Origin of the sequence: Lelliottia sp. WB101, assembly GCF_003051885.1 — a bacterium.
GTDB lineage: Bacteria > Pseudomonadota > Gammaproteobacteria > Enterobacterales > Enterobacteriaceae > Enterobacter > Enterobacter nimipressuralis.
Map to the genome: position 1 here is coordinate 373,403 of NZ_CP028520.1, position 21,821 is coordinate 395,223.

The following is a 21,821-nucleotide window of genomic DNA, read 5'->3' on the forward strand; positions in this document are numbered from 1 at the left end:
AATGATGAAACGAGGGATAAAAGTTGTAGCCCGGTGAGCGAGGCGCCACCGGGCGAGGGAAATTAAGCCACCAGCATCTTCACGACGACTTTACGCACCTGCGCCGGGCTGCCCACCGCACACAGCGGTTTATGCACTTCGCCCGGGTAAAACACCACAAAATCCCCTTCGCTTAACACCATGGTTTTTTCCTGATCGCCTTCCGGCAGGAACGCAATGTCTTTATCCGCCAGCCAGTCGGTGTCCGGCGTGCCGTGGGGCAGCGTGCTGAACGTCATCCCTTCCTGGCCTTTCATGATGATTTGAATGTCCAGATAGCGGGCATGATACTCCGCGCGGCGCTCGGCGAACGGCTGTGTCATGTCTTCTGAAACCAGATAAAACAGGTTGTTACCGTCGATATCGTGCTTGCCGAGCGAGGTGTCGTCGGTGACGTGCGCTTTGACGTGTTCGATAGCCTGGCGCAGTTCTTCCGGCAGCCAGGATTGGAGATGATGAATGTTGCCAACGATCATGAGTAAACCCTCAATATAAAACAATGTTTCATTTTCAACTTTTATACGAGAATTCTCTCTGCCATACCACCCCTTTTTTCACCCTCTTTGCGCCAGCGCATGTTTATCGGGAAATGTGTTATCCACCTGTTAAACCCTGCCAGGCAACTATGCACCGATTATGCATAACCACGGTCAGAGGCTTTGCGTAGATTCTTATAAGCCACTGATTTCGCGGTGCTAAGTAAAAAACGCCTTGTCGGGTCACAGTTTATCAATCCGTTTATTTTCAATTAATATGGATAGTTATTTATTAATTTAGCTTTGGACCAAAATAGTTAACTAAGATGAGTGCATATTCATTCTTAGTGAAAATTTTTATCCTTTTAAATCATGCTGTTAGTTATTCATGTCTGATTATTTCATTATACATAACAATAACAATCTCAAATAACCCCAGCCAATTATGCTTAATGATTCATTCCCGAATATAACCTAATTAAGCATAATCTGACGCGAATCATGCAATAGAAAACAAAGCCGACAATATCCGATCTCACGTGAGCCACATCACAAAATACAATTCTTAACTGCCTACTATGGGCCTTGAAATCAATTGAGCTTAAAGGGCTATGAATTAATAACAATTCATAGCACAGCCCTTTTTATTCTGAAAAAACAGTTAAAGGAATAATTATGGAAAAGCATTACGTCGGTTCTGAAATTGGTCAATTGCGTAGCGTTATGCTGCATCGCCCGAATTTAAGTCTGAAACGCTTAACGCCGTCGAATTGTCAGGAGCTGTTGTTCGATGACGTTTTGTCCGTCGAGCGGGCGGGTGAAGAGCACGATATCTTCGCAAACACCCTACGCGAGCAGGGAGTGGAAGTCCTGCTGCTAACCGATTTACTCACCCAAACGCTTGATAATACAGACGCAAAAGCCTGGCTGCTGGACACCCAAATCTCTGACTATCGCCTCGGCCCCACTTTCGCCAACGATGTGCGCGGCTGGCTGGCGGATATGTCCCATCGCGAACTGGCCCGCCGTCTGAGCGGGGGTTTGACCTACGGCGAAATCCCGGCCTCGATTAAAAATATGGTGGTCGATACCCATACGGCGAATGATTTTATTATGAAGCCGCTGCCCAACCATTTATTTACGCGCGACACCTCATGCTGGATTTATAACGGTGTTTCAATTAACCCGATGGCAAAACCGGCCCGTCAGCGTGAAACCAATAATCTGCGCGCAATATATCGCTGGCACCCGGCGTTTGCCGACGGTGATTTTATTAAATACTTTGGCGATGAGAATATTAATTACGATCACGCCACATTAGAGGGCGGCGACGTATTAGTGATTGGTCGCGGCGCCGTATTAATTGGCATGTCTGAACGCACCACTCCGCAGGGCGTCGAATTCCTGGCGCAAAGCCTGTTTAAACACCGCCAGGCCGAACGCGTGATTGCCGTCGAACTGCCGAAACACCGCTCCTGTATGCACCTCGACACGGTCATGACCCACATCGACGTCGACACCTTCTCCGTCTACCCGGAAGTGGTGCGCAAAGACGCCCAGTGCTGGACGCTCACTCCGGACGGTCGCGGCGGCCTGCTGCGCACCCAGGAAACTGACCTGCTCCACGCCCTCGAAAAAGCCCTCGGCGTTAACCAGATACGACTGATCACCACCGGCGGCGACGCTTTCGAAGCCGAACGCGAGCAGTGGAACGACGCCAACAACGTGCTGACCATTCGCCCCGGCGTGGTGATTGGCTACGAGCGCAACATCTGGACCAACGAGAAATACGACAAAGCCGGGATCACCGTGCTGCCTATTCCGGGCGACGAACTCGGACGCGGTCGCGGCGGTGCGCGCTGCATGAGCTGCCCGCTGGAACGCGACGGAATTTAAAGGAGCCATCATGGAAAGAAAACCCACTCTGGTCGTGGCGCTGGGCGGTAACGCGCTGCTCAAACGCGGCGAACCGCTGGAAGCGGACATTCAGCGCCAGAACATCGAGCTGGCGGCACGCACTATCGCCGGACTCACCGCCCAGTGGCGCGTGGTGCTGGTCCACGGCAACGGGCCGCAGGTCGGGCTGCTGGCGCTGCAAAACAGCGCCTACGACAAGGTCACGCCCTATCCGCTCGACATTCTCGGGGCTGAAAGCCAGGGGATGATCGGCTACATGCTCCAGCAAGCGCTGAAAAACAACCTGCCGCAGCGCGAGGTGAGCGTCCTGCTGACGCAGGTCGAAGTCGATGGCAACGACCCGGCGTTTCGCAATCCGACCAAATACATCGGCCCGGTGTACAGCGAAGAGCAGGCCAACACCCTGCGGTCAGAAAAAGGCTGGGTATTTAAAGCCGACGGCAGCTATTTCCGCCGCGTGGTGCCGTCGCCACAGCCGAAACGCATTGTTGAGAGCGACGCCATTACCGCCCTGATAGCGCGCGATCATCTGGTGATTTGCAACGGCGGCGGCGGCGTCCCGGTGGTGGAGAACGCCAACGGCTACCGCGGTATTGAAGCGGTCATCGACAAAGATCTCTCCGCCGCCCTGCTGGCGCGCCAGATAGAGGCCGACGCGCTGCTGATCCTCACGGACGCCGACGCGGTGTACCTCGACTGGGGCAAACCGACCCAACGCCCGCTGGCGCAGGTCTCTCCGGAGGTGCTCAAAACCCTGCATTTCGACGCCGGTTCGATGGGGCCGAAAGTTGCCGCCTGCCGTGAATTTGTCGAGGCCTGCAACGGTATCGCCGGGATCGGCGCGCTGGCCGACGGCGCCGCGATTCTGGCAGGCGACAAGGGGACGTTGATTCGCAATTGATTCCTATTTTTCCCTTCACCCTGCTCCTGGCATTTCCCCTCTCCTCAAAAGAGAGGGGCGGGTGGAGGGCACCAGACAGCTCAACATTTAACAAGGATCGCCACATGACCATTAACCTGAAAAACCGCAACTTCCTCAAACTGCTGGACTACACCCCGGCAGAAATCCAGTACCTGATCGATCTGGCCATCGACCTGAAAGCCGCCAAAAAAGCCGGGCGCGAAAAGCAGACCTTAGTCGGCAAAAACATCGCCCTGATCTTCGAAAAAACCTCCACCCGCACGCGCTGCGCCTTTGAAGTGGGCGCCTTTGACCAGGGCGCGCAGGTCACCTACCTCGGCCCAAGCGGATCGCAGATTGGCCACAAAGAGTCAATGAAAGACACCGCCCGTGTGCTGGGCCGCATGTATGACGGCATCGAGTATCGCGGCTACGGCCAGGCTATCGTCGAAGAGCTGGGCGAATACGCGGGCGTGCCGGTGTGGAACGGGCTGACCGATGAATTCCACCCGACGCAAATCCTCGCCGATCTGATGACCATGCTCGAACACGCGCCGGGCAAAACCCTGCCGGAGCTGAGCTTCGCCTATCTGGGCGACGCGCGGAACAACATGGGCAACTCCCTGATGGTCGGCGCGGCGAAGATGGGCATGGATATCCGTCTGGTGGCGCCGAAATCCTTCTGGCCGGAAGCCGGGCTGGTCGAGCAGTGCCGCGCCATCGCCAAAGAGACCGGCGCACGCATCACCCTGACGGACGACGTGAATGAGGGCGTTCACGGCACCGATTTCCTCTACACGGACGTGTGGGTGTCGATGGGCGAACCGAAAGAGGCCTGGGCAGAGCGTGTAAGTCTGATGAAACCGTATCAAATCAACGGCGACGTCATGAAAGCCACCGGCAATCCGAACGTGAAATTCATGCACTGCCTGCCCGCGTTCCACAACGAACACACCAAAGTGGGCCGTGAAATCGAAATGGCGTACGGCCTGAAAGGGCTGGAGGTGACGGAAGAGGTCTTCGAATCCCCGAACTCTATCGTCTTCGACGAAGCAGAGAACCGCATGCACACCATTAAAGCGGTCATGGTGGCGACACTCGGCGACTAATCACCGCCCGGCGCGGCCACAGGCTGCGCCGGGGCAAGGAGAACATCATGGGCAAGTTCAAATTTCCTTCCGCTTACACCATTCTCTTTTTCCTGATCGCCGTGGTCGCCGCCCTGAGCTGGATTGTTCCGGCCGGGCAGTACCAGATGGCAATGAATGCCGCCCTCGGCAAAGAAGTGCCCATTGCCGGAACCTACGCACACGTCGCCGCGCATCCGCAGGGGATCGTTGCGGTGCTGATGGCGCCGATCGCCGGGCTGTACGATCCTGAGTCCGGCCAGGCGGGGGCAATCGACGTCGCGCTGTTTATTCTGATCATCGGCGGTTTTCTCGGGATCGTCACCAAAACCGGGGCGATTGACGCCGGGATCGAACGCGTCACCACCCGGCTGCGCGGTCGCGAAGAGTGGATGATCCCGATCCTAATGGCGCTGTTCGCCGCCGGCGGGACCATTTACGGCATGGCGGAAGAGTCGCTGCCGTTCTACACGCTGTTAGTGCCGGTGATGCTGGCCGCCCGTTTCGACCCGGTGGTCGCCGCCTCCACGGTGCTGCTCGGCGCGGGGATCGGCACGCTCGGTTCAACCATTAACCCCTTCGCTACGGTCATCGCCGCCAACGCCGCGGGGATTCCGTTCACCAACGGGATCGCCCTGCGCGTCGCCCTGCTGGCGATCGGCTGGATCATCTGCGTGTGGTGGGTGATGCGCTACGCCCGCAAGGTGCGCCAGGACCCGTCCCTGTCGATTGTCGCCGACAAAGAGGCCGAGAACCGTGCGCATTTCCTCGGCGATAAAGGCCAGCAGTCGCTGGAATTTACCCCGGTGCGCAAAGTGATTCTGGTGATTTTCGCCCTCGCCTTCGCGGTGATGATCTACGGCGTGGCGGTGCTCGGCTGGTGGATGGCAGAGATCTCCGCAGTCTTCCTCGCCAGCGCCATTATCGTCGGCTTGATCGCCCGCATGAGTGAAGAAGAGCTGACATCAACATTTATCAACGGGGCGCGGGATTTGCTGGGCGTCGCGCTGATTATTGGTATTGCGCGCGGTATCGTAGTCATCATGGATAAGGGCATGATTACGCACACGATTTTGCACAGTGCCGAAGGCCTGGTGACCGGACTGTCGACGGTGGCGTTTATCAACGTGATGTACTGGCTGGAAGTGGTGCTGTCGTTTCTGGTGCCTTCTTCTTCGGGCCTTGCCGTTCTGACGATGCCGATCATGGCACCGCTTGCCGATTTCGCTAACGTCAACCGCGACCTGGTCGTGACGGCGTACCAGTCAGCCTCCGGGATTGTCAATCTGGTCACACCGACGTCCGCCGTGGTGATGGGGGGTCTTGCGATCGCGCGCGTACCGTACGTGCGTTATCTCAAGTGGGTTGCCCCGCTGCTGGGTATTTTGACGGTGGTGATCATGGTGGCGTTGAGCCTGGGTGCGCTTATCTGATTTGCCGGATGGCACTGCGCTTATCCGGCCTGCGGTAATCTTTTTGTAGGCCCGGTAAGCGTTGCGCCACCGGGCATTTTTTGTTGGCAACAGAGATGGGAACCAGATGATGGAATATGGAGAATACTCCCCAAAAGAACAGCTTCAGCTCGCGGTATGTCAGAGCCTGATCAGCGAAAACAGCTATCTTTCTCAGGAAGAGATCCGCCGCGACCTGCAGGAACGGGGATTTGACAGCATCAGCCAGTCGAGCGTCTCCCGGCTGCTGAAACTGCTTGGTGTCATAAAAATTCGAAATGCCAAAGGACAAAAGATTTATTCGATGAATCCGCAGTTGCGCCCTGCGCCGGATGCAGCCCGTTCGATCTCCGAAATGGTGGTCAGCGTGGAGCACAATAGCGAATTTATCCTTATTCATACCGTCGCCGGATACGGGCGCGCCGTGGCGCGAATTCTGGATTATCACCAGTTACCGGAAATTTTAGGTGTGGTGGCCGGAAGCAGTATTGTCTGGGTCGCGCCCCGCGTAGTAAAGCGCACGGCGCTGGTACATAAGCAAATTAATTATTTACTCAGAACGCATTAATATTCAAATAGAACCGTTTGCACTGAGTAAAGTGTGCATTAATCGCTTGATCCGAAAATCGAGCTGAGTATAATGCCCGACAATTTGCCGGGAGGAAGTCATGGTCAAGCGTGTACGACATACAGTCATACCGCGTCTGAAAACAGACGCTGGCCTGCCGTTTTTCTTCCCGTTGATAACCCTATTCCCAGAGCCCCTCATTTGAGGGGCTTTTTTTTGCCCGGCGTCAGGAGATAAACATGAATCCGCTTTATCAAAAACACATCATTTCCATCAATGACCTCAGCCGCGAAGAGCTGGAACTGGTTCTGGATACCGCGGCAAAACTGAAGGCCAACCCACAGCCCGAGCTGCTGAAGCACAAAGTGATCGCCAGCTGCTTCTTTGAAGCCTCCACCCGCACCCGTCTGTCGTTCGAGACCTCGATGCACCGTCTCGGCGCGAGCGTGGTCGGCTTCTCTGACAGCAGCAATACGTCGCTGGGCAAAAAAGGCGAGACGCTGGCGGATACCATCTCCGTCATCAGCACCTACGTGGACGCGATTGTTATGCGCCACCCGCAGGAAGGCGCGGCGCGTCTGGCGACCGAGTTCTCCGGCGGTATTCCGGTGCTGAATGCCGGTGACGGTGCGAACCAGCATCCAACGCAGACCTTGCTGGATCTCTTCACCATCCAGGAAACGCAGGGGCGTCTGGAAAATCTGCACATCGCCATGGTCGGGGATCTGAAATATGGCCGCACCGTCCACTCGCTGGCCCAGGCGCTGGCGAAATTTAACGGCAACCGCTTCTACTTTATCGCCCCGGCGGCGCTGGCGATGCCGCAGTACATTCTCGATATGCTCGACGAAAAAGGCATCCAGTGGAGCCAGCACGCCAGCATTGAAGAGGTGATGGGTGAAGTGGACGTGCTGTACATGACGCGCGTGCAAAAAGAGCGCCTCGACCCGTCCGAGTACGCGAACGTCAAAGCGCAGTTCATCCTGCGTGCCAGCGACCTCGAAGGCGCACGCCCGAACATGAAAGTGCTGCACCCTCTGCCGCGCATCGACGAAATTGCCACCGACGTGGATAAGACGCCGCACGCCTGGTATTTCCAGCAGGCAGGCAACGGCATCTTCGCTCGCCAGGCGTTACTGGCACTGGTTCTGAATCGCGAATTCGTTCTGTAAGGGGAAATGACAATGACACATGATAATAAACTCCAGGTTGAAGCCATCAAACGTGGCACCGTGATTGACCATATCCCTGCGCAGGTGGGCTTTAAACTGCTGACGCTGTTCAAGCTGACCGAAACCGACCAGCGCATCACCATTGGCCTTAACCTGCCGTCCGGCGAGATGGGCCGCAAAGACCTGATCAAAATCGAGAACACCTTCCTGACCGACGAGCAGGTCAACCAGCTCTCCCTGTACGCGCCGGACGCGACGGTGAACCGCATCGACGATTACGAAGTGGTGGGCAAATCGCGCCCGAACTTACCGGAACGCATCGAGCACGTGCTGATCTGCCCGAACAGCAACTGCATCAGTCATGCTGAGCCAGTGTCGTCCAGTTTTGCAGTAAAAAAACGGGCGAACGACATCGCACTCAAATGCAAATATTGCGAAAAAGAGTTTTCTCATTATGTGGTGCTGGCCAACTAATCGAGGTTGGCATTGAGATCTCGGCCTTCTGTTACACGAAATCATTCGCGCCGCATCAAGGCCAAATATACCCGGAAGCACAGGAAACTCTGTGACCGGGGTATGAGGACGCGGCCAACGAAGAGGCGGCGTGAAGGATGATGTGTATAATGGCCGGGACCCTTCTTAACGCTGTAATCCTGGAGAAAATATGAGCAAAGTACTTGCGACGGAAAATGCACCAGCGGCTATCGGTCCTTACGTTCAGGGCGTAGATCTCGGCAGCATGATCATTACTTCCGGTCAGATTCCGGTGAACCCAAAAACCGGCGAAGTGCCGGAAGATGTGGCGGCGCAGGCGCGTCAGTCACTGGAAAACGTGAAAGCGATCGTTGAATCCGCGGGCCTGAAAGTGGGCGATATCGTGAAAACGACCGTATTCGTTAAAGATCTGAACGATTTCGCGACCGTTAACGCCACTTACGAAGCGTTCTTCAACGAACACGACGCAACCTTCCCGGCGCGTTCTTGCGTGGAAGTCGCGCGTCTGCCAAAAGACGTGAAGATTGAGATTGAGGCGATTGCAGTTCGTCGCTGATCGGTACCGATCCGTTAAGCATCAGAGGTTATTCCGTTCACCTTATGTTCAGAAGAATATAAGGTGAACGGAACCCCCTCCTGTGCTCAACGAACCCAACAACCCTACTGATTCCTCGTCGCCCTGAGCAATTTCTCCAGCGGATAAACCGCTGCAATCACCACTTCATCCTGAATCTTCGCCGCGTTATCCAGCTCGGTCTGAATTGAGGCGATCTCCTTATCGTCCAGCGTGCCTTGCCGCGCCACCAGATCCGTCAGGCGCAGGCCAATCGACGCCAGTTTTTCCACCTCCTGAATCACCGGTTTGATGGCTTTCAGCTGATAGCTGGTTTCACTCAGCGCCAGCGCATCGCTGGTATTGTTCTGCCAGCGCGTAAAGACGTGACGCAGCGCTTCGGCGCTTTCCGTGTCTTCGGCATCGCTTATCAGCCGCTCGGCCCATTTATCCATCTGACGCACCGTGGCGCTCTCGGCGTTCAGCGCGTCGGCGTAGCGGTTTAGCGGCTCAAACTGATGATAATTTCCGGCCTGGAATTTCAGGTGCTGACGGGTGTAATACTGCGCAGGCTCCACGGCCTGGGCGAGAATGTGCAGCGGCAGGGTGTCGGCGTTATTCGCCAGACGAGTGAACTGCGCCTGCTGCTGGCTATGCTGTTGCAGCCCGACCGACACTGTCGTCCAGCTGTCCATCGCCTGCAAACGGGTGTACATATTGTCGATATCATTCACATCCTGCGCAGACCACAGGCGCTCCGCCACTGCAAACGCGCGCGGCCAGAGTTTGATATCCAGAACCGGGGCAATCACGTTTTCCGCCCACAGCGCCGCTTCGCCGCCGAGCAGGTTGGCCTGCTGATCGGCATCCGGCACCGTCGGCTGAATCCCTTTCGGCACCTCATTGAGGCGCGCGCCGGAAATCGGATAGCGAGCGTTCCCCACCAGGAAGTAGCCGGTGAGTTTGTCGTCCGACACATTGACCACCGGGCGCGTTTCGCCCATCCAGGTGTCGACGGTGAAGCTCAGCTGGTTGTCGTCGCGCCATTCGATATGATCAATCGCACGGCGGGATTTGCCGCTGAAATCAATAAATCCGCGCCAGCCGGAAACGCCTTTAATCAGCGTAAAACTGCCCTCGACCGGTTTGCCTTTCAGACGCGGCATCGTGAAAGTCCAGCTCTGCGCGCTGTCGGAATCGGCGATGATGTCCATACCGTTCAAGCCCTGCGGTACGATCTCATTGCGGTAGTGATAGGCCGTGGACTGGGGCTGATCGAGGTAAAAACCGGTGGAGAGAATGCCTTTATAGCCCTGCTTCGCCACCTCGCCCAGCGCGTCCTGCCCCTGCCAGGACTGGATCAGAATGCTTTTCGGCAGGTCGGGATGATAGATCTCGTCCCAGCCGACCATCTGCCGATGGTGTTTCTCAAGAATGGTTTCCAGTTTGCGATTGAAATAGGCCTGCAGCGCATGGCTGTCCGCCAGTTTGTTGTCGCGCATAAACTGCTGGATGGCGGTGCTGTTTTTCCACTGGCTATCGTCAACTTCATCACCGCCGATATGCAGATACGGATCGGGGAAGATCGCAGCCAGTTCGCTGACCATCGCGTCGGCAAAGGTGTAGGTCGCCTCTTTTGTTGGATCGAGAACGGGTTTCAGCACGCCCCAGTGGCGCTCCATTTCATACGGGCCTGGTGCGCTCATCAGTTCCGGATAGGCCACGGCGATCGCCGACGCATGGCCCGGCATGTCAATTTCGGGAACCACGCGAATACCCCGCGCGGTGGCGTAACGCACCACGTCACGCATCTGCTCCGGTGTGTAGAACAGCCCGTCGCTGGCAAGCTGGGTCAGTTTAGGATAGCGCTTCGAGGTAAACCGCCAGCCCTGATCGTCCGTCAGATGCCAGTGCAGGACGTTTAGCTTCGCCGCCGCCATGCCGTCGATCTGGCGTTTAATGTCCTCCAGCGGAATGAAATGACGCGCCGAATCGAGCAGCAGCCCACGCCACGGGAAGCGCGGGGAGTCGTCAATCGACACCCACGGAATCGAGGTGTTTTCCGCGCCATTTTGAATCAGCTGGAGCAACGTTTCTATCGCACGCAGCGCGCCAAAGCGCGTGTTAGCGGTAATGTTCACACCGCTTGCATCCACGGTGAGTTTGTAGCTCTCATCGCTGTCCGGCAGCGGCTGCGGCTTCACTTTTTTGGCGATGGTCACTGAAATAGTGGGCTTTTCAGGTTTGTCGGCCTGGGGTTGAAGCGTCCACCCTGTTTGCAGCGCTATGCGCTGGCGAAGACGGTTTGCGGCATCGCCAAGATCGTCACCGCTGATACTGACGGAAATATTATCGCTGAGGACGAAAGCGCCCTGCTGTGCGGGCCGTTCAACGTGGGCGGGCCAGGGCATTAACGGCAGATCGCCTGCCGGAGCCGCCAGCGCAGAGGTACCGAGCAAAAGCCCGGCGGTGATGAGGCTAAGACGTAACATAATGTTCCTTATCAGAATTTGACGGGCCAAAAACAGACAAAACATTTTGTTAACATGCGTACAAATTGTCGTCAAGCAAAGTGCATGACGGGGATCACAGGTTGTGGAATTTGGGAGGAAGGCTATTTTGCCGGGCGGCAACGACACCTTACCCGGCAGATTCGGAATACAGGCCCGGCGGTGCCGGGCATGAGATTTACTGCCAGCCGTAACGACGGCTATAGAACCCTTTCACCATCTGCGTCAGCACCATGTAGCCCGCCAGAATTGCCACCAGCCATGGGAAATAGCTCAGCGGCAGCGCCTGCAGGTTCAGGTAACTTGCCAGCGGTGAGAACGGCAGCGCGATCCCCAGCACCATCACCACGCCGGTCATGATGATCAGCGGCCAGGCGGCGCGGCTCTGGAAGAACGGAATACGGCGCGTGCGGATCATATGCACAATCAGCGTCTGCGACAGCAGCCCGACCACGAACCAGCCGGACTGGAACAGGGTCTGATGTTCTGGCGTGTTGGCGTGGAACACGAACCACATCAGGCAGAAGGTCAGAATGTCGAAGATCGAGCTGATCGGGCCAAAGAACAGCATGAAGCGGCCCAGATCAGACGGATTCCAGCGCTGCGGCTTTTGGATCTGCTCGTCATCCACGTTATCAAACGGGATCGCCACCTGGGAGACGTCGTACATCAGGTTCTGAATCAGCAGGTGCAGCGGCAGCATCGGCAGGAACGGCAGAAATGCGCTCGCCACCAGCACGCTGAAGACGTTACCGAAGTTAGAGCTGGCGGTCATTTTGATGTATTTCAGCATGTTGGCAAAGGTACGGCGTCCTTCGATCACACCCTGCTCCAGCACCATCAGGCTCTTTTCCAGCAGGATGATGTCGGCCGCTTCGCGCGCAATATCCACCGCGCCGTCGACGGAAATCCCGATATCCGCCGCGCGCAGCGCAGGTGCATCGTTGATTCCATCGCCCATAAAGCCAACCACATGCCCTTCGCGCTTAAGCAGCGTCACAATGCGCTCTTTGTGCATGGGCGTCAGGCGCGCAAACAGCGTGGTGGTTTTGGCAAGCTGTGCCAGTTCATCGTCAGAAAGCGTTTCAATATCGCTGCCCGTGACAATCACACCCGCATCCAGCCCCACTTCATGACACACTTTCGCCGCCACCAGCTCGCTGTCGCCGGTAAGAATTTTGACGGTAATGCCGCTGGCTTTCAGCGCTTTCAGCGCCGGAGCCGTCGTCTCTTTCGGTGGATCGAGGAAGGCGATGTACCCTTCGAGGATCAGATCCGACTCATCAAGACGATGGTAATCCCCTTCGCGTCCCGGCAGGAATTTGCTGGCCACCGCCACGACGCGCAGCCCCTGGCGGTTCAGGTTATCTGTCACACGCTTGATGCGGCGCAGCATGGTGTCGTCCAGCGGCACAATTTCACCGTTATGACGCACCTGCGTGGAAACATTCAGGATCTCCTGCAACGCTCCTTTGCAGATCAGCTGATGCACATTCGCCTGCTCACTCACCACCACCGACATGCGGCGACGCTCGAAGTCGAACGGGATCTCATCCACTTTTTGCCAGCGCGTTGAGAGCGCGCGCGCAGAATCTTCATCCACACCTTCCAGCACGGCGACATCCAGCAGGTTTTTCAGCCCGGTCTGGTAATGGCTGTTCAGCCACGCGGTTTGCAGCACGCGCTCGCTGACTTTACCGGAGATATCCGTATGATTCTCCAGCACAATTTTATCCTGAGTCAGGGTGCCGGTTTTATCGGTGCAGAGGATATCCATCGCGCCAAAGTTCTGAATGGCGTCGAGGTGTTTCACAATCACTTTCTGACGGGAGAGTTTCACCGCCCCGCGCGCCAGCGTGGAGGTGACAATCATCGGCAGCATTTCCGGCGTTAAGCCCACCGCCACGGAGAGGGCGAACAGCGCCGCTTCCCACCAGTCGCCTTTGGTGTAGCCGTTGATCAGCAATACGATTGGCGTCATGACCATCATAAAGCGGATCAGCAGCATGCTGACGCGACCGATACCTTTCTGGAACGCGTTTGGCTCGCTTTCCTGCTCGCTCACACGCCCGGCAAGCTGACCAAACCAGGTGTTGCCGCCCGTGGCGATAACGATAGCCTTCGCGGTGCCGCTCACCACGGTGGTACCCATAAAGCACAGGGTATCGCTTTCGAGCGGATTAGTTTGCTGCGGATCGCGGCTGCGCGCCACTTTCTCGACCGGCAGGGATTCCCCGGTCAGGGACGCCTGGGCGACAAACAGATCGCGGGCCTGAATCACGCGCAGATCGGCCGGGATCATGTCCCCTGCCGCCAGTTTGATCATATCGCCCACCACCAGCTGATCGATCGGCAGTTCCAGCCAGGCGCTTTCGCCTTTCGTGTTAATGACGCGCTGCACGGTGGCGGTGTTGCTGACCATCGCCTTCAGGGCGTCCGCCGCGCGGGTGGAGCGCGCCTCCTGGATAAAGTTGAGCATGGTGGAGATCGCCACCATCAGCGCGATCACGCCTGCGGCAAACAGATCTTCCGTGGCATACGAAATGATCGCCAGCACCGTCAGCAGCAGGTTGAACGGGTTGCGGTAGCAGAGCCACAGATGAACCCACCACGGGGCCGGTTTTTGCGCCGGGATTTTGTTGTCGCCGTGCTCGGCGCGCGTTTTTTCTACTTCAGCTGCGTTCAGCCCTTCCGGATGACCGCCGAAAGCGCGCCAGACTTCGTTTTCGTCCATCGCGGCGGCTTTCAGGCAATGCTCCGTCAGCGTGGAAGGAATGGCAGCGCCTGCCAGGTTTTTGGCATTCGGTAGCGGATCGCGCTGAACCAGACGGCGCGGCAGGTGGCGGTTTAGCTGCGCGAGCAGCTGCTGGGTGATATTTTTCAGCATAGTAAGCCCCCCGCATCCGCAAAGGCGGACGCAGTGTTAACTTCAGGCACAGCAAGGCGGTACCTGAAGGGCACTTAAATTTTCAAAGCAGAGATTATTTACCCCACTCTTTCAGGCTGTATGCCGGCGCATAGCCAACGCAGATGCAGCTTGAAATAGGACGGGTAATGTCACTGCCTCACACATCACCGGTGAGACAGCGAAAAGGCTGGCTTACCGGAAAGGACTCAGTCTCCATGACTGGAGAGGGGTGGGATCGGGATCCATACGGCCTCCGGTAAGTGAAAAAAGGGGTTATCACCGCGCAGTTATGGGTTTTAACCATACCGTTAGTGGCGGTTCGGGCGGTATGATACGCCCGCAGATTTAAACCGTACATATACCAGACTTTGCTCATTGCGAATTAAATCGTAAGCAGTAGTCTCAATTGACGACCGTGCTGTTACAGGGAATAAAGGATGCAGAATCGCCTGACCATTAAAGACATCGCCCGTTTAAGCGGCGTGGGGAAATCCACCGTGTCGCGCGTACTGAACAACGAAAGTGGCGTCAGTGAACGCACGCGCGAGCGCGTCGAGGCGGTGATGAATCAGCACGGTTTTTCTCCTTCCCGTTCCGCGCGCGCCATGCGCGGACAGAGCGACAAAGTGGTCGCCATTATTGTTTCGCGTCTCGATTCTCTGTCGGAAAATCTGGCGGTGCAAACCATGCTCCCCGCCTTTTACGAGCAGGGTTACGACCCGATCATGATGGAGAGCCAGTTCTCGCCTCAGCTGGTGGAAGAGCATCTTGGGATGCTGCAACGGCGCAATATCGACGGCGTGGTGCTGTTTGGGTTTACCGGCATTCAGGATGAAATTCTGAAACCCTGGCAGGCCTCGCTGGTGCTGCTGGCACGCGACGCCAGCGGCTTTGCTTCCGTCTGCTACGACGACGAAGGGGCGATCCTTACCCTGATGCAGCGCCTGTACGAGCAGGGCCATCGCCATATCAGTTTCCTCGGAGTGCCGCACAGCGACGTCACCACCGGCAAGCGCCGCCACGAAGCCTATCTTGCGTTTTGCAAACAGCACGCTCTCCCGGCGGTGGCCTCTTTGCCTGGCCTGGCAATGAAACAGGGCTACGAACAGGTGGCAAGCGTGCTCACCCCGCAAACTACCGCCCTTATCTGCGCCACGGATACCCTCGCGCTGGGCGCCAGCAAGTATTTGCAGGAGCAGCGCATCGACACTATCCAGCTCGCGAGCGTCGGCAGCACACCGCTGATGAAGTTCCTGCATCCGGAGATTGTCACCGTCGATCCGGGCTACGCCGAAGCGGGCCGTCAGGCGGCGATGCAGCTGATCGAGCAGATAAACGGTCGCTCTGAACCACGCCAAATCGTTATTCCCGCCCATATTTCTTAACCCTCCGAAAACGGATTATTGTGATCCTCACCCAATTTCGGGAACGTTCCCATTTTCAGCGTCTCGCTCAAAGAGTAGGCTTGCGTCCAGGTCATTACCCTCCACATCTGTCATGAGGCTTCATGATGAGCAAAGTTAAACAAACTGATATCGACCAGCTAATCGTTCTGGTTGGGGGACGCGAGAATATCGCCACCGTCAGCCACTGCATTACCCGTCTGCGTTTTGTGCTGAACGATCCGGCCAAAGCCAATCCGAAGGCCATCGAAGAGCTGTCGATGGTCAAAGGCTGCTTTACCAACGCCGGGCAGTTTCAGGTGGTGATTGGCACAGAAGTGGGTGATTACTATCACGCCCTGCTGGCGACCACCGGGCATTCATCGGCAGATAAAGAGCAGGCCAAGAAAGCGGCGCGCCAGAATATGAAATGGCACGAGCAGCTGATCTCCCACTTCGCGGAAATCTTCTTCCCGCTGCTGCCAGCGCTGATCAGCGGAGGTCTGATCCTCGGTTTCCGCAACGTGATTGGCGACGTGCCCATGAGCGACGGCAAAACTCTGGCGCAGCTTTACCCCGCGCTGCAGAGCATCTATGACTTCCTGTGGCTGATTGGCGAGGCGATCTTCTTCTATCTGCCGGTCGGGATTTGCTGGTCGGCGGTGCGCAAAATGGGCGGCACGCCGATCCTCGGCATTGTGCTCGGCGTAACGCTGGTCTCTCCGCAGTTAATGAACGCTTACTTACTTGGGCAACAGGTGCCGGAAGTGTGGAACTTCGGCCTGTTTACCATCGCTAAAGTGGGTTATCAGGCGCAGGTTATTCCCGCCCTGCTGGCCGGTCTCGCACTCGGCTTTATTGAAACGCGCCTGAAACGCATCGTCCCGGATTACCTCTATCTGGTGGTCGTGCCGGTCTGCTCGCTGATTCTGGCCGTGTTCCTCGCCCACGCGTTTATCGGTCCGTTTGGCCGCATGATTGGCGACGGCGTGGCCTTCGCGGTGCGTCACCTGATGACCGGCAGCTTCGCCCCGATTGGCGCCGCGCTGTTTGGCTTCCTCTATGCGCCGCTGGTGATTACCGGTGTGCACCAGACTACGCTCGCCATCGACATGCAGATGATTCAGAGCCTCGGTGGTACGCCGGTCTGGCCGATTATCGCCCTGTCGAACATTGCTCAGGCGTCGGCGGTCACTGGGATTATCCTGGTCAGCCGTAAACACAACGAGCGTGAAATCTCGGTGCCGGCAGCCATCTCCGCCTATCTCGGCGTGACCGAACCGGCGATGTACGGTATCAACCTGAAATACCGCTTCCCGATGCTGTGCGCGATGATCGGCTCAGGTCTGGCGGGGCTGCTGTGTGGGCTGAACGGCGTGATGGCGAACGGCATCGGCGTCGGTGGCCTGCCGGGTATCCTCTCTATTCAGCCGTCCTACTGGCAGGTGTTCGCCCTGGCCATGGCGGTGGCGATTATCGTCCCGATGGCGCTGACCACGGTTATCTATCAGCGCAAGTTCCGTCAGGGCACGCTGCAGATTGTTTAACGTCTTCTTTCGGGGCGCAGTTGCGCCCCTTCGCATTTGCAGGAACGCATTATGAATACCCTACCGCACTGGTGGCAAAACGGCGTCATCTATCAGATTTACCCAAAGAGTTTTCAGGACACCACCGGGCGTGGTACCGGTGATTTACGCGGCGTCACGCAGCGTCTGGACTATCTGAAAACCCTCGGCGTGGACGCCATCTGGCTGACGCCATTCTATATTTCCCCGCAGATCGATAACGGCTACGACGTGGCGAACTACACCGCCATCGATCCGGCCTACGGCACGCTGGATGATTTTGACGAACTGGTGAAACAGGCCCATGCGCGCGGCATCCGTCTGGTGCTCGACATGGTGCTCAACCACACCTCCACGCAGCACGCGTGGTTCCGTGAATCTCTCAGCAAAGAGAGCCCGTACCGTGAGTTCTATATCTGGCGTGACGGTACGCCGGACGCGCTGCCGAACAACTGGCGCTCCAAATTTGGCGGCAACGCCTGGCGCTGGCACGCCGAGAGCGAGCAGTATTATCTGCACCTTTTCGCCCCTGAGCAGGCGGATCTGAACTGGGAAAACCCGCAGGTCCGCAGCGAGCTGAAAAAAGTGTGCGAGTTCTGGGCCGATCGCGGCGTGGACGGCCTGCGCCTCGACGTGATTAACCTGATCTCTAAGGACCAGGATTTCCCGGACGATAACCTCGGCGATGGCCGCCGTTTCTATACCGACGGCCCGCGCGCCCATGAATATTTGCAGGAGATGAGCCGGGATGTGTTCACCCCGCGCAACCTGATGACCGTGGGCGAGATGTCCTCCACCTCGCTGGAAAATTGCCAGCAATATGCCGCGCTCGACGGGCGTGAACTGTCGATGACTTTTAACTTCCATCACCTGAAAGTCGATTACCCGAACGGCGAAAAGTGGACACTCGCGAAGCCCGATTACGTGGCGCTGAAAACCCTTTTCAGCCACTGGCAGCAAGGGATGCATGGCGTTGCGTGGAACGCTCTGTTCTGGTGTAACCACGATCAGCCGCGCATCGTTTCGCGCTTTGGCGACGAGGGGGAATACCGCACCACCTCCGCCAAAATGCTGGCAATGGTGCTGCACGGCATGCAGGGCACGCCGTACATCTACCAGGGTGAAGAGATTGGCATGACCAACCCGCATTTCGCCCGCATCACCGATTATCGCGATGTGGAAAGCCACAACATGTTCGCCGAACAGCGGGCAAAGGGGCGCGATGCAGAGGAACTTCTGGCGATTCTGGCGAGTAAATCCCGCGACAACAGCCGCACGCCGATGCAGTGGGATGCCACCCCGAACGGCGGTTTTACCACCGGCGAGCCGTGGATCGATCTGTGCGATAACGTCGCAACCCTCAACGTTGACGCGGCGCTCAGCGATCCCGACTCCGTGTTTTATACCTATCAGTCGCTGATCGCTCTGCGCAAATCGCTGCCGCTGCTGACCTGGGGCGACTATCAGGATCTGCTGCCGACGCATCCTTACCTGTGGTGCTATCGCCGCCAGTGGCAGGGGCAGACGCTGATCGTGGTCGCTAACCTGAGTCATGAATGCCAGGCGTGGCAGCCGGACGCCCTCAGCGGCGACTGGCGCGTGGTGCTCAGCAACTACGCCGAAGTCGCCAGCCAACCCGCCGCGATGACACTGCGTCCGTTTGAGGCGGTGTGGTGGCTGCAGGCGTAGTACAAAATGCCGGGCAGCGCTGCGTTTGCCCGGCAATATTTTACTGTTTTTGTTGAATATTTAATCAGATTTTTCCTGCCCGGATTTACAATCGCTGTAGTGCCCGCCGTTTGTACTCTCGTCTTTTTACTTTGTTCTGAATCAAAAAAATCGCAAACATGTTTGATGCAAATCACTACATATAGAACTTAAAATGCACGCTGACCCAATATATTGTATTTATCGTCTACTATTCCAACAAGACAACGGCGACGACGCCGGCCGGAATTGTGGATAACAAGCGTCGGGAACGAGGGAAGTGACTGAGGCATCGGGACTTGCGTCCTGTGCAGCCTTCCCCACCTCTGTGGATAACCTGTTTTTAATGGAGTGATCATGACACCGCATGTGATGAAACGAGATGGCTGTAAAGTGCCGTTTAAATCAGAGCGCATCAAAGAAGCGATTCTGCGTGCAGCTAAAGCAGCGGGAGTCGATGACGCAGATTACTGCGCCACCGTCGCAGAAATCGTCAGTAGCCAGATGAATGAGCGCAGTCAGGTGGATATCAACGAGATCCAGACTGCGGTAGAAAACCAGCTGATGTCCGGCCCGTACAAGCAGCTGGCGCGCGCCTACATTGAGTACCGTCACGACCGTGACATCCAGCGTGAAAAGCGTGGTCGCCTGAATCAGGAGATCCGCGGCCTGGTCGAGCAGACCAACTCTGCGCTACTGAATGAAAACGCCAACAAAGACAGCAAAGTGATCCCGACTCAGCGCGACCTGCTGGCCGGTATTGTCGCCAAGCACTATGCTCGTCAGCATCTGCTGCCGCGCGACGTGGTGCAGGCCCATGAACGCGGTGAGATCCACTACCACGATCTCGATTACTCCCCGTTTTTCCCGATGTTCAACTGTATGCTGATCGACCTGAAAGGCATGCTGACCCACGGCTTTAAAATGGGCAACGCCGAGATCGAGCCGCCAAAATCCATCTCTACCGCCACGGCGGTAACGGCGCAAATCATCGCCCAGGTCGCCAGCCATATTTACGGCGGCACCACCATTAACCGCATCGACGAAGTGCTGGCACCGTTTGTCACCGAGAGCTTTAACAAGCATCGCAAAGTGGCGCAAGAGTGGCAGATCCCGGACGCGGACGGCTATGCCCGCTCCCGCACCGAGAAAGAGTGCTACGACGCGTTCCAGTCTCTGGAATACGAAGTGAACACCCTGCACACCGCCAACGGCCAGACGCCGTTCGTGACCTTCGGTTTTGGTCTGGGGACCAGCTGGGAGTCGCGTCTGATTCAGCAGTCGATTTTGCGCAATCGTATTTCGGGTCTCGGTAAAAACCGCAAAACCGCGGTGTTCCCAAAACTGGTCTTCGCCATTCGCGATGGCCTGAATCACAAGTTTGGTGATGCGAACTACGACATCAAACAGCTGGCGCTGGAATGCGCGAGCAAGCGCATGTATCCGGATATTCTGAACTACGACCAGGTGGTGAAAGTCACGGGTTCGTTCAAAACCCCGATGGGCTGCCGCAGCTTCCTCGGCGTGTATGAAAATGAAAACGGCGAGCAGGTGCATGAAGGCCGTAACAACATCGGCGTGATCAGCCTCAACCTGCCGCGCATCGCGCTGGAAGCGAAGGGTAACGAAGCCGCGTTCTGGACCCTGCTCGACGAACGTCTGCAGCTGGCGCGTAAAGCGCTGATGACCCGTATTGCGCGTCTGGAAGGGGTGAAAGCCCGCGTGGCGCCTATCCTCTATATGGAAGGTGCCTGTGGCGTGCGCCTGAAAGCGGACGATGACGTTTCTGAAATCTTCAAGAACGGTCGCGCGTCGATTTCGCTGGGGTATATCGGCATCCACGAAACCATCAACGCCCTGTTTGGCAATCAGCACATGTATGACAGCGAAGCCCTGCGCGCGAAAGGCATCGCTATCGTTCAGCGCCTGCGCGATGCGGTCGACCAGTGGAAAGACGAAACGGGCTACGGCTTTAGCCTCTACAGCACGCCGAGCGAAAACCTGTGCGATCGCTTCTGCCGTCTGGATACCGCCGAGTTTGGCGTGGTGAACGGCGTGACCGACAAAGGCTACTACACCAACAGTTTCCACCTCGACGTGGAGAAAAAGGTCAATCCGTACGACAAGATCGACTTTGAAGCGGCCTACCCGCCGGTGGCGAACGGTGGCTTTATCTGTTACGGCGAGTACCCGAACATTCAGCACAACCTGAAAGCGCTGGAAGACGTGTGGGATTACAGCTATCAGCACGTGCCGTATTACGGCACCAACACACCGATCGACGAGTGCTACGAGTGCGGTTTCACCGGTGAATTCGAATGTACCAGCAAGGGCTTTACCTGTCCGAAATGCGGTAACCACGACGCCGCGCGTGTCTCCGTGACCCGCCGCGTCTGTGGTTATCTCGGCAGCCCGGACGCACGCCCGTTCAACGCCGGTAAGCAGGAAGAAGTGAAGCGCCGCGTGAAACATTTGGGGAATGGCCAGATCGGGTAATCCTCTGCCGCGCTGATGCCGGGTGAGCAAGAGCAACCAGCGCGGGCATTGCGATAATTGAGAAGCGAAAATGAATTATCACCAGTATTACCCCGTCGACATCGTCAACGGCCCCGGCACCCGCTGCACGCTGTTTGTGTCCGGATGCGTTCACGAATGCCCTGGCTGCTACAACAAAAGCACCTGGCGTCTGAACTCGGGCCTGCCGTTTGACGACGAGATGGAAAACCGGATTATCAAGGATCTGAACGACACGCGGATCCCGCGCCAGGGGGTCTCCCTCTCCGGCGGCGATCCGCTCCATCCGCAGAATGTGCCGCACATTCTGAAACTGGTGAAACGCATTCGAGAAGAGTGCGTGGGGAAAGATATCTGGGTGTGGACCGGCTATAAGCTGGATGAGCTAAACGACGCTCAGATGGAAATCGTCGACCTAATTAACGTGCTGGTGGATGGTAAGTTCGTGCAGGATTTGAAAGACCCGGCGCTGATTTGGCGCGGCAGCAGCAACCAGGTTGTACATCATTTGCGATAAACCGTGGGCGGAGACGTTT

Annotated in this window: 18 protein-coding genes; 14 read left to right on the forward strand and 4 right to left on the reverse strand. The window is 56.9% G+C overall.

Annotated features, from left to right (window positions below):
• Nucleotides 1-62: 62 nt before the first annotated feature.
• Complete coding sequence (locus tag DAI21_RS01700; protein ID WP_107702353.1) at nt 63-515, reverse strand: YhcH/YjgK/YiaL family protein; 453 nt, start codon at nt 513-515, stop codon at nt 63-65.
• Nucleotides 516-1,190: 675 nt separating this feature from the next.
• Here DAI21_RS01700 and arcA point away from each other — a divergent pair.
• The 9 genes from arcA (at nt 1,191) to DAI21_RS01755 (ending at nt 8,702) form a co-directional block, all read left to right on the forward strand.
• Complete coding sequence (gene arcA / locus DAI21_RS01710) at nt 1,191-2,411, forward strand: arginine deiminase (protein ID WP_107702354.1); 1,221 nt, start codon at nt 1,191-1,193, stop codon at nt 2,409-2,411.
• Between the two features lie 10 nt (nt 2,412-2,421).
• On the forward strand, nt 2,422-3,333 hold the full coding sequence (gene arcC, locus DAI21_RS01715) for a carbamate kinase (RefSeq protein ID WP_107702355.1): 912 nt from the start codon (nt 2,422-2,424) through the stop codon (nt 3,331-3,333).
• 104 nt (nt 3,334-3,437) lie between these two features.
• Nucleotides 3,438-4,442, forward strand: a complete 1,005-nt coding sequence (gene argF, locus DAI21_RS01720; RefSeq protein ID WP_100777814.1) for an ornithine carbamoyltransferase — start codon at nt 3,438-3,440, stop codon at nt 4,440-4,442.
• A gap of 47 nt (nt 4,443-4,489) precedes the next feature.
• Entirely contained in the window at nt 4,490-5,893 is a 1,404-nt protein-coding gene (locus DAI21_RS01725) for a YfcC family protein (protein WP_100777815.1), read from the forward strand.
• 106 nt (nt 5,894-5,999) lie between these two features.
• On the forward strand, nt 6,000-6,479 hold the full coding sequence (locus DAI21_RS01730) for an arginine repressor (RefSeq protein WP_095280563.1): 480 nt from the start codon (nt 6,000-6,002) through the stop codon (nt 6,477-6,479).
• Nucleotides 6,480-6,579: 100 nt separating this feature from the next.
• Nucleotides 6,580-6,684: a pyrBI operon leader peptide gene (locus tag DAI21_RS01740; RefSeq protein WP_095280562.1), complete on the forward strand. Its 105-nt coding sequence runs from the start codon at nt 6,580-6,582 to the stop codon at nt 6,682-6,684.
• Nucleotides 6,685-6,718: 34 nt separating this feature from the next.
• Nucleotides 6,719-7,651 carry an aspartate carbamoyltransferase gene (gene pyrB / locus DAI21_RS01745; protein ID WP_100777816.1) on the forward strand — a complete coding sequence of 311 codons (933 nt, stop codon included), beginning with the start codon at nt 6,719-6,721 and terminating at the stop codon, nt 7,649-7,651.
• 12 nt (nt 7,652-7,663) lie between these two features.
• A complete protein-coding gene (gene pyrI / locus DAI21_RS01750; RefSeq protein ID WP_100777817.1) occupies nt 7,664-8,125 on the forward strand; it encodes an aspartate carbamoyltransferase regulatory subunit in 462 nt (153 codons plus the stop codon).
• 190 nt (nt 8,126-8,315) lie between these two features.
• On the forward strand, nt 8,316-8,702 hold the full coding sequence (locus tag DAI21_RS01755; RefSeq protein WP_100777818.1) for an enamine/imine deaminase: 387 nt from the start codon (nt 8,316-8,318) through the stop codon (nt 8,700-8,702).
• Nucleotides 8,703-8,806: 104 nt separating this feature from the next.
• Here DAI21_RS01755 and DAI21_RS01760 read toward each other — a convergent pair whose 3' ends face one another.
• From DAI21_RS01760 to mgtL, 3 genes are all read right to left on the reverse strand, one after another.
• Nucleotides 8,807-11,191 carry a beta-N-acetylhexosaminidase gene (locus tag DAI21_RS01760; RefSeq protein WP_107702356.1) on the reverse strand — a complete coding sequence of 795 codons (2,385 nt, stop codon included), beginning with the start codon at nt 11,189-11,191 and terminating at the stop codon, nt 8,807-8,809.
• Between the two features lie 196 nt (nt 11,192-11,387).
• Nucleotides 11,388-14,096: a magnesium-translocating P-type ATPase gene (mgtA, locus tag DAI21_RS01765; protein ID WP_107702357.1), complete on the reverse strand. Its 2,709-nt coding sequence runs from the start codon at nt 14,094-14,096 to the stop codon at nt 11,388-11,390.
• 213 nt (nt 14,097-14,309) lie between these two features.
• Nucleotides 14,310-14,363 (reverse strand): mgtA regulatory leader peptide MgtL, encoded by a 54-nt coding sequence (gene mgtL, locus DAI21_RS23455; protein WP_220186778.1) that lies wholly within the window; start codon nt 14,361-14,363, stop codon nt 14,310-14,312.
• Nucleotides 14,364-14,554: 191 nt separating this feature from the next.
• On the opposite strand from mgtL, the gene treR reads away from it, so the two are divergent.
• From treR to nrdG, 5 genes are all read left to right on the forward strand, one after another.
• Nucleotides 14,555-15,502 carry a trehalose operon repressor TreR gene (treR, locus tag DAI21_RS01770; RefSeq protein ID WP_100777823.1) on the forward strand — a complete coding sequence of 316 codons (948 nt, stop codon included), beginning with the start codon at nt 14,555-14,557 and terminating at the stop codon, nt 15,500-15,502.
• A 125-nt stretch (nt 15,503-15,627) separates the two neighbouring features.
• The gene (gene treB, locus DAI21_RS01775) at nt 15,628-17,046 is read left to right on the forward strand and encodes a PTS trehalose transporter subunit IIBC (RefSeq protein WP_181827912.1); all 1,419 of its coding nucleotides are present in this window, start codon (nt 15,628-15,630) and stop codon (nt 17,044-17,046) included.
• Between the two features lie 51 nt (nt 17,047-17,097).
• The gene (gene treC, locus DAI21_RS01780; protein ID WP_107702358.1) at nt 17,098-18,753 is read left to right on the forward strand and encodes an alpha,alpha-phosphotrehalase; all 1,656 of its coding nucleotides are present in this window, start codon (nt 17,098-17,100) and stop codon (nt 18,751-18,753) included.
• Nucleotides 18,754-19,128: 375 nt separating this feature from the next.
• Complete coding sequence (gene nrdD, locus DAI21_RS01790; RefSeq protein WP_107702359.1) at nt 19,129-21,267, forward strand: anaerobic ribonucleoside-triphosphate reductase; 2,139 nt, start codon at nt 19,129-19,131, stop codon at nt 21,265-21,267.
• Nucleotides 21,268-21,337: 70 nt separating this feature from the next.
• A complete protein-coding gene (nrdG, locus tag DAI21_RS01795; RefSeq protein WP_107702360.1) occupies nt 21,338-21,802 on the forward strand; it encodes an anaerobic ribonucleoside-triphosphate reductase-activating protein in 465 nt (154 codons plus the stop codon).
• The last annotated feature ends 19 nt before the right edge of the window (nt 21,803-21,821 follow it).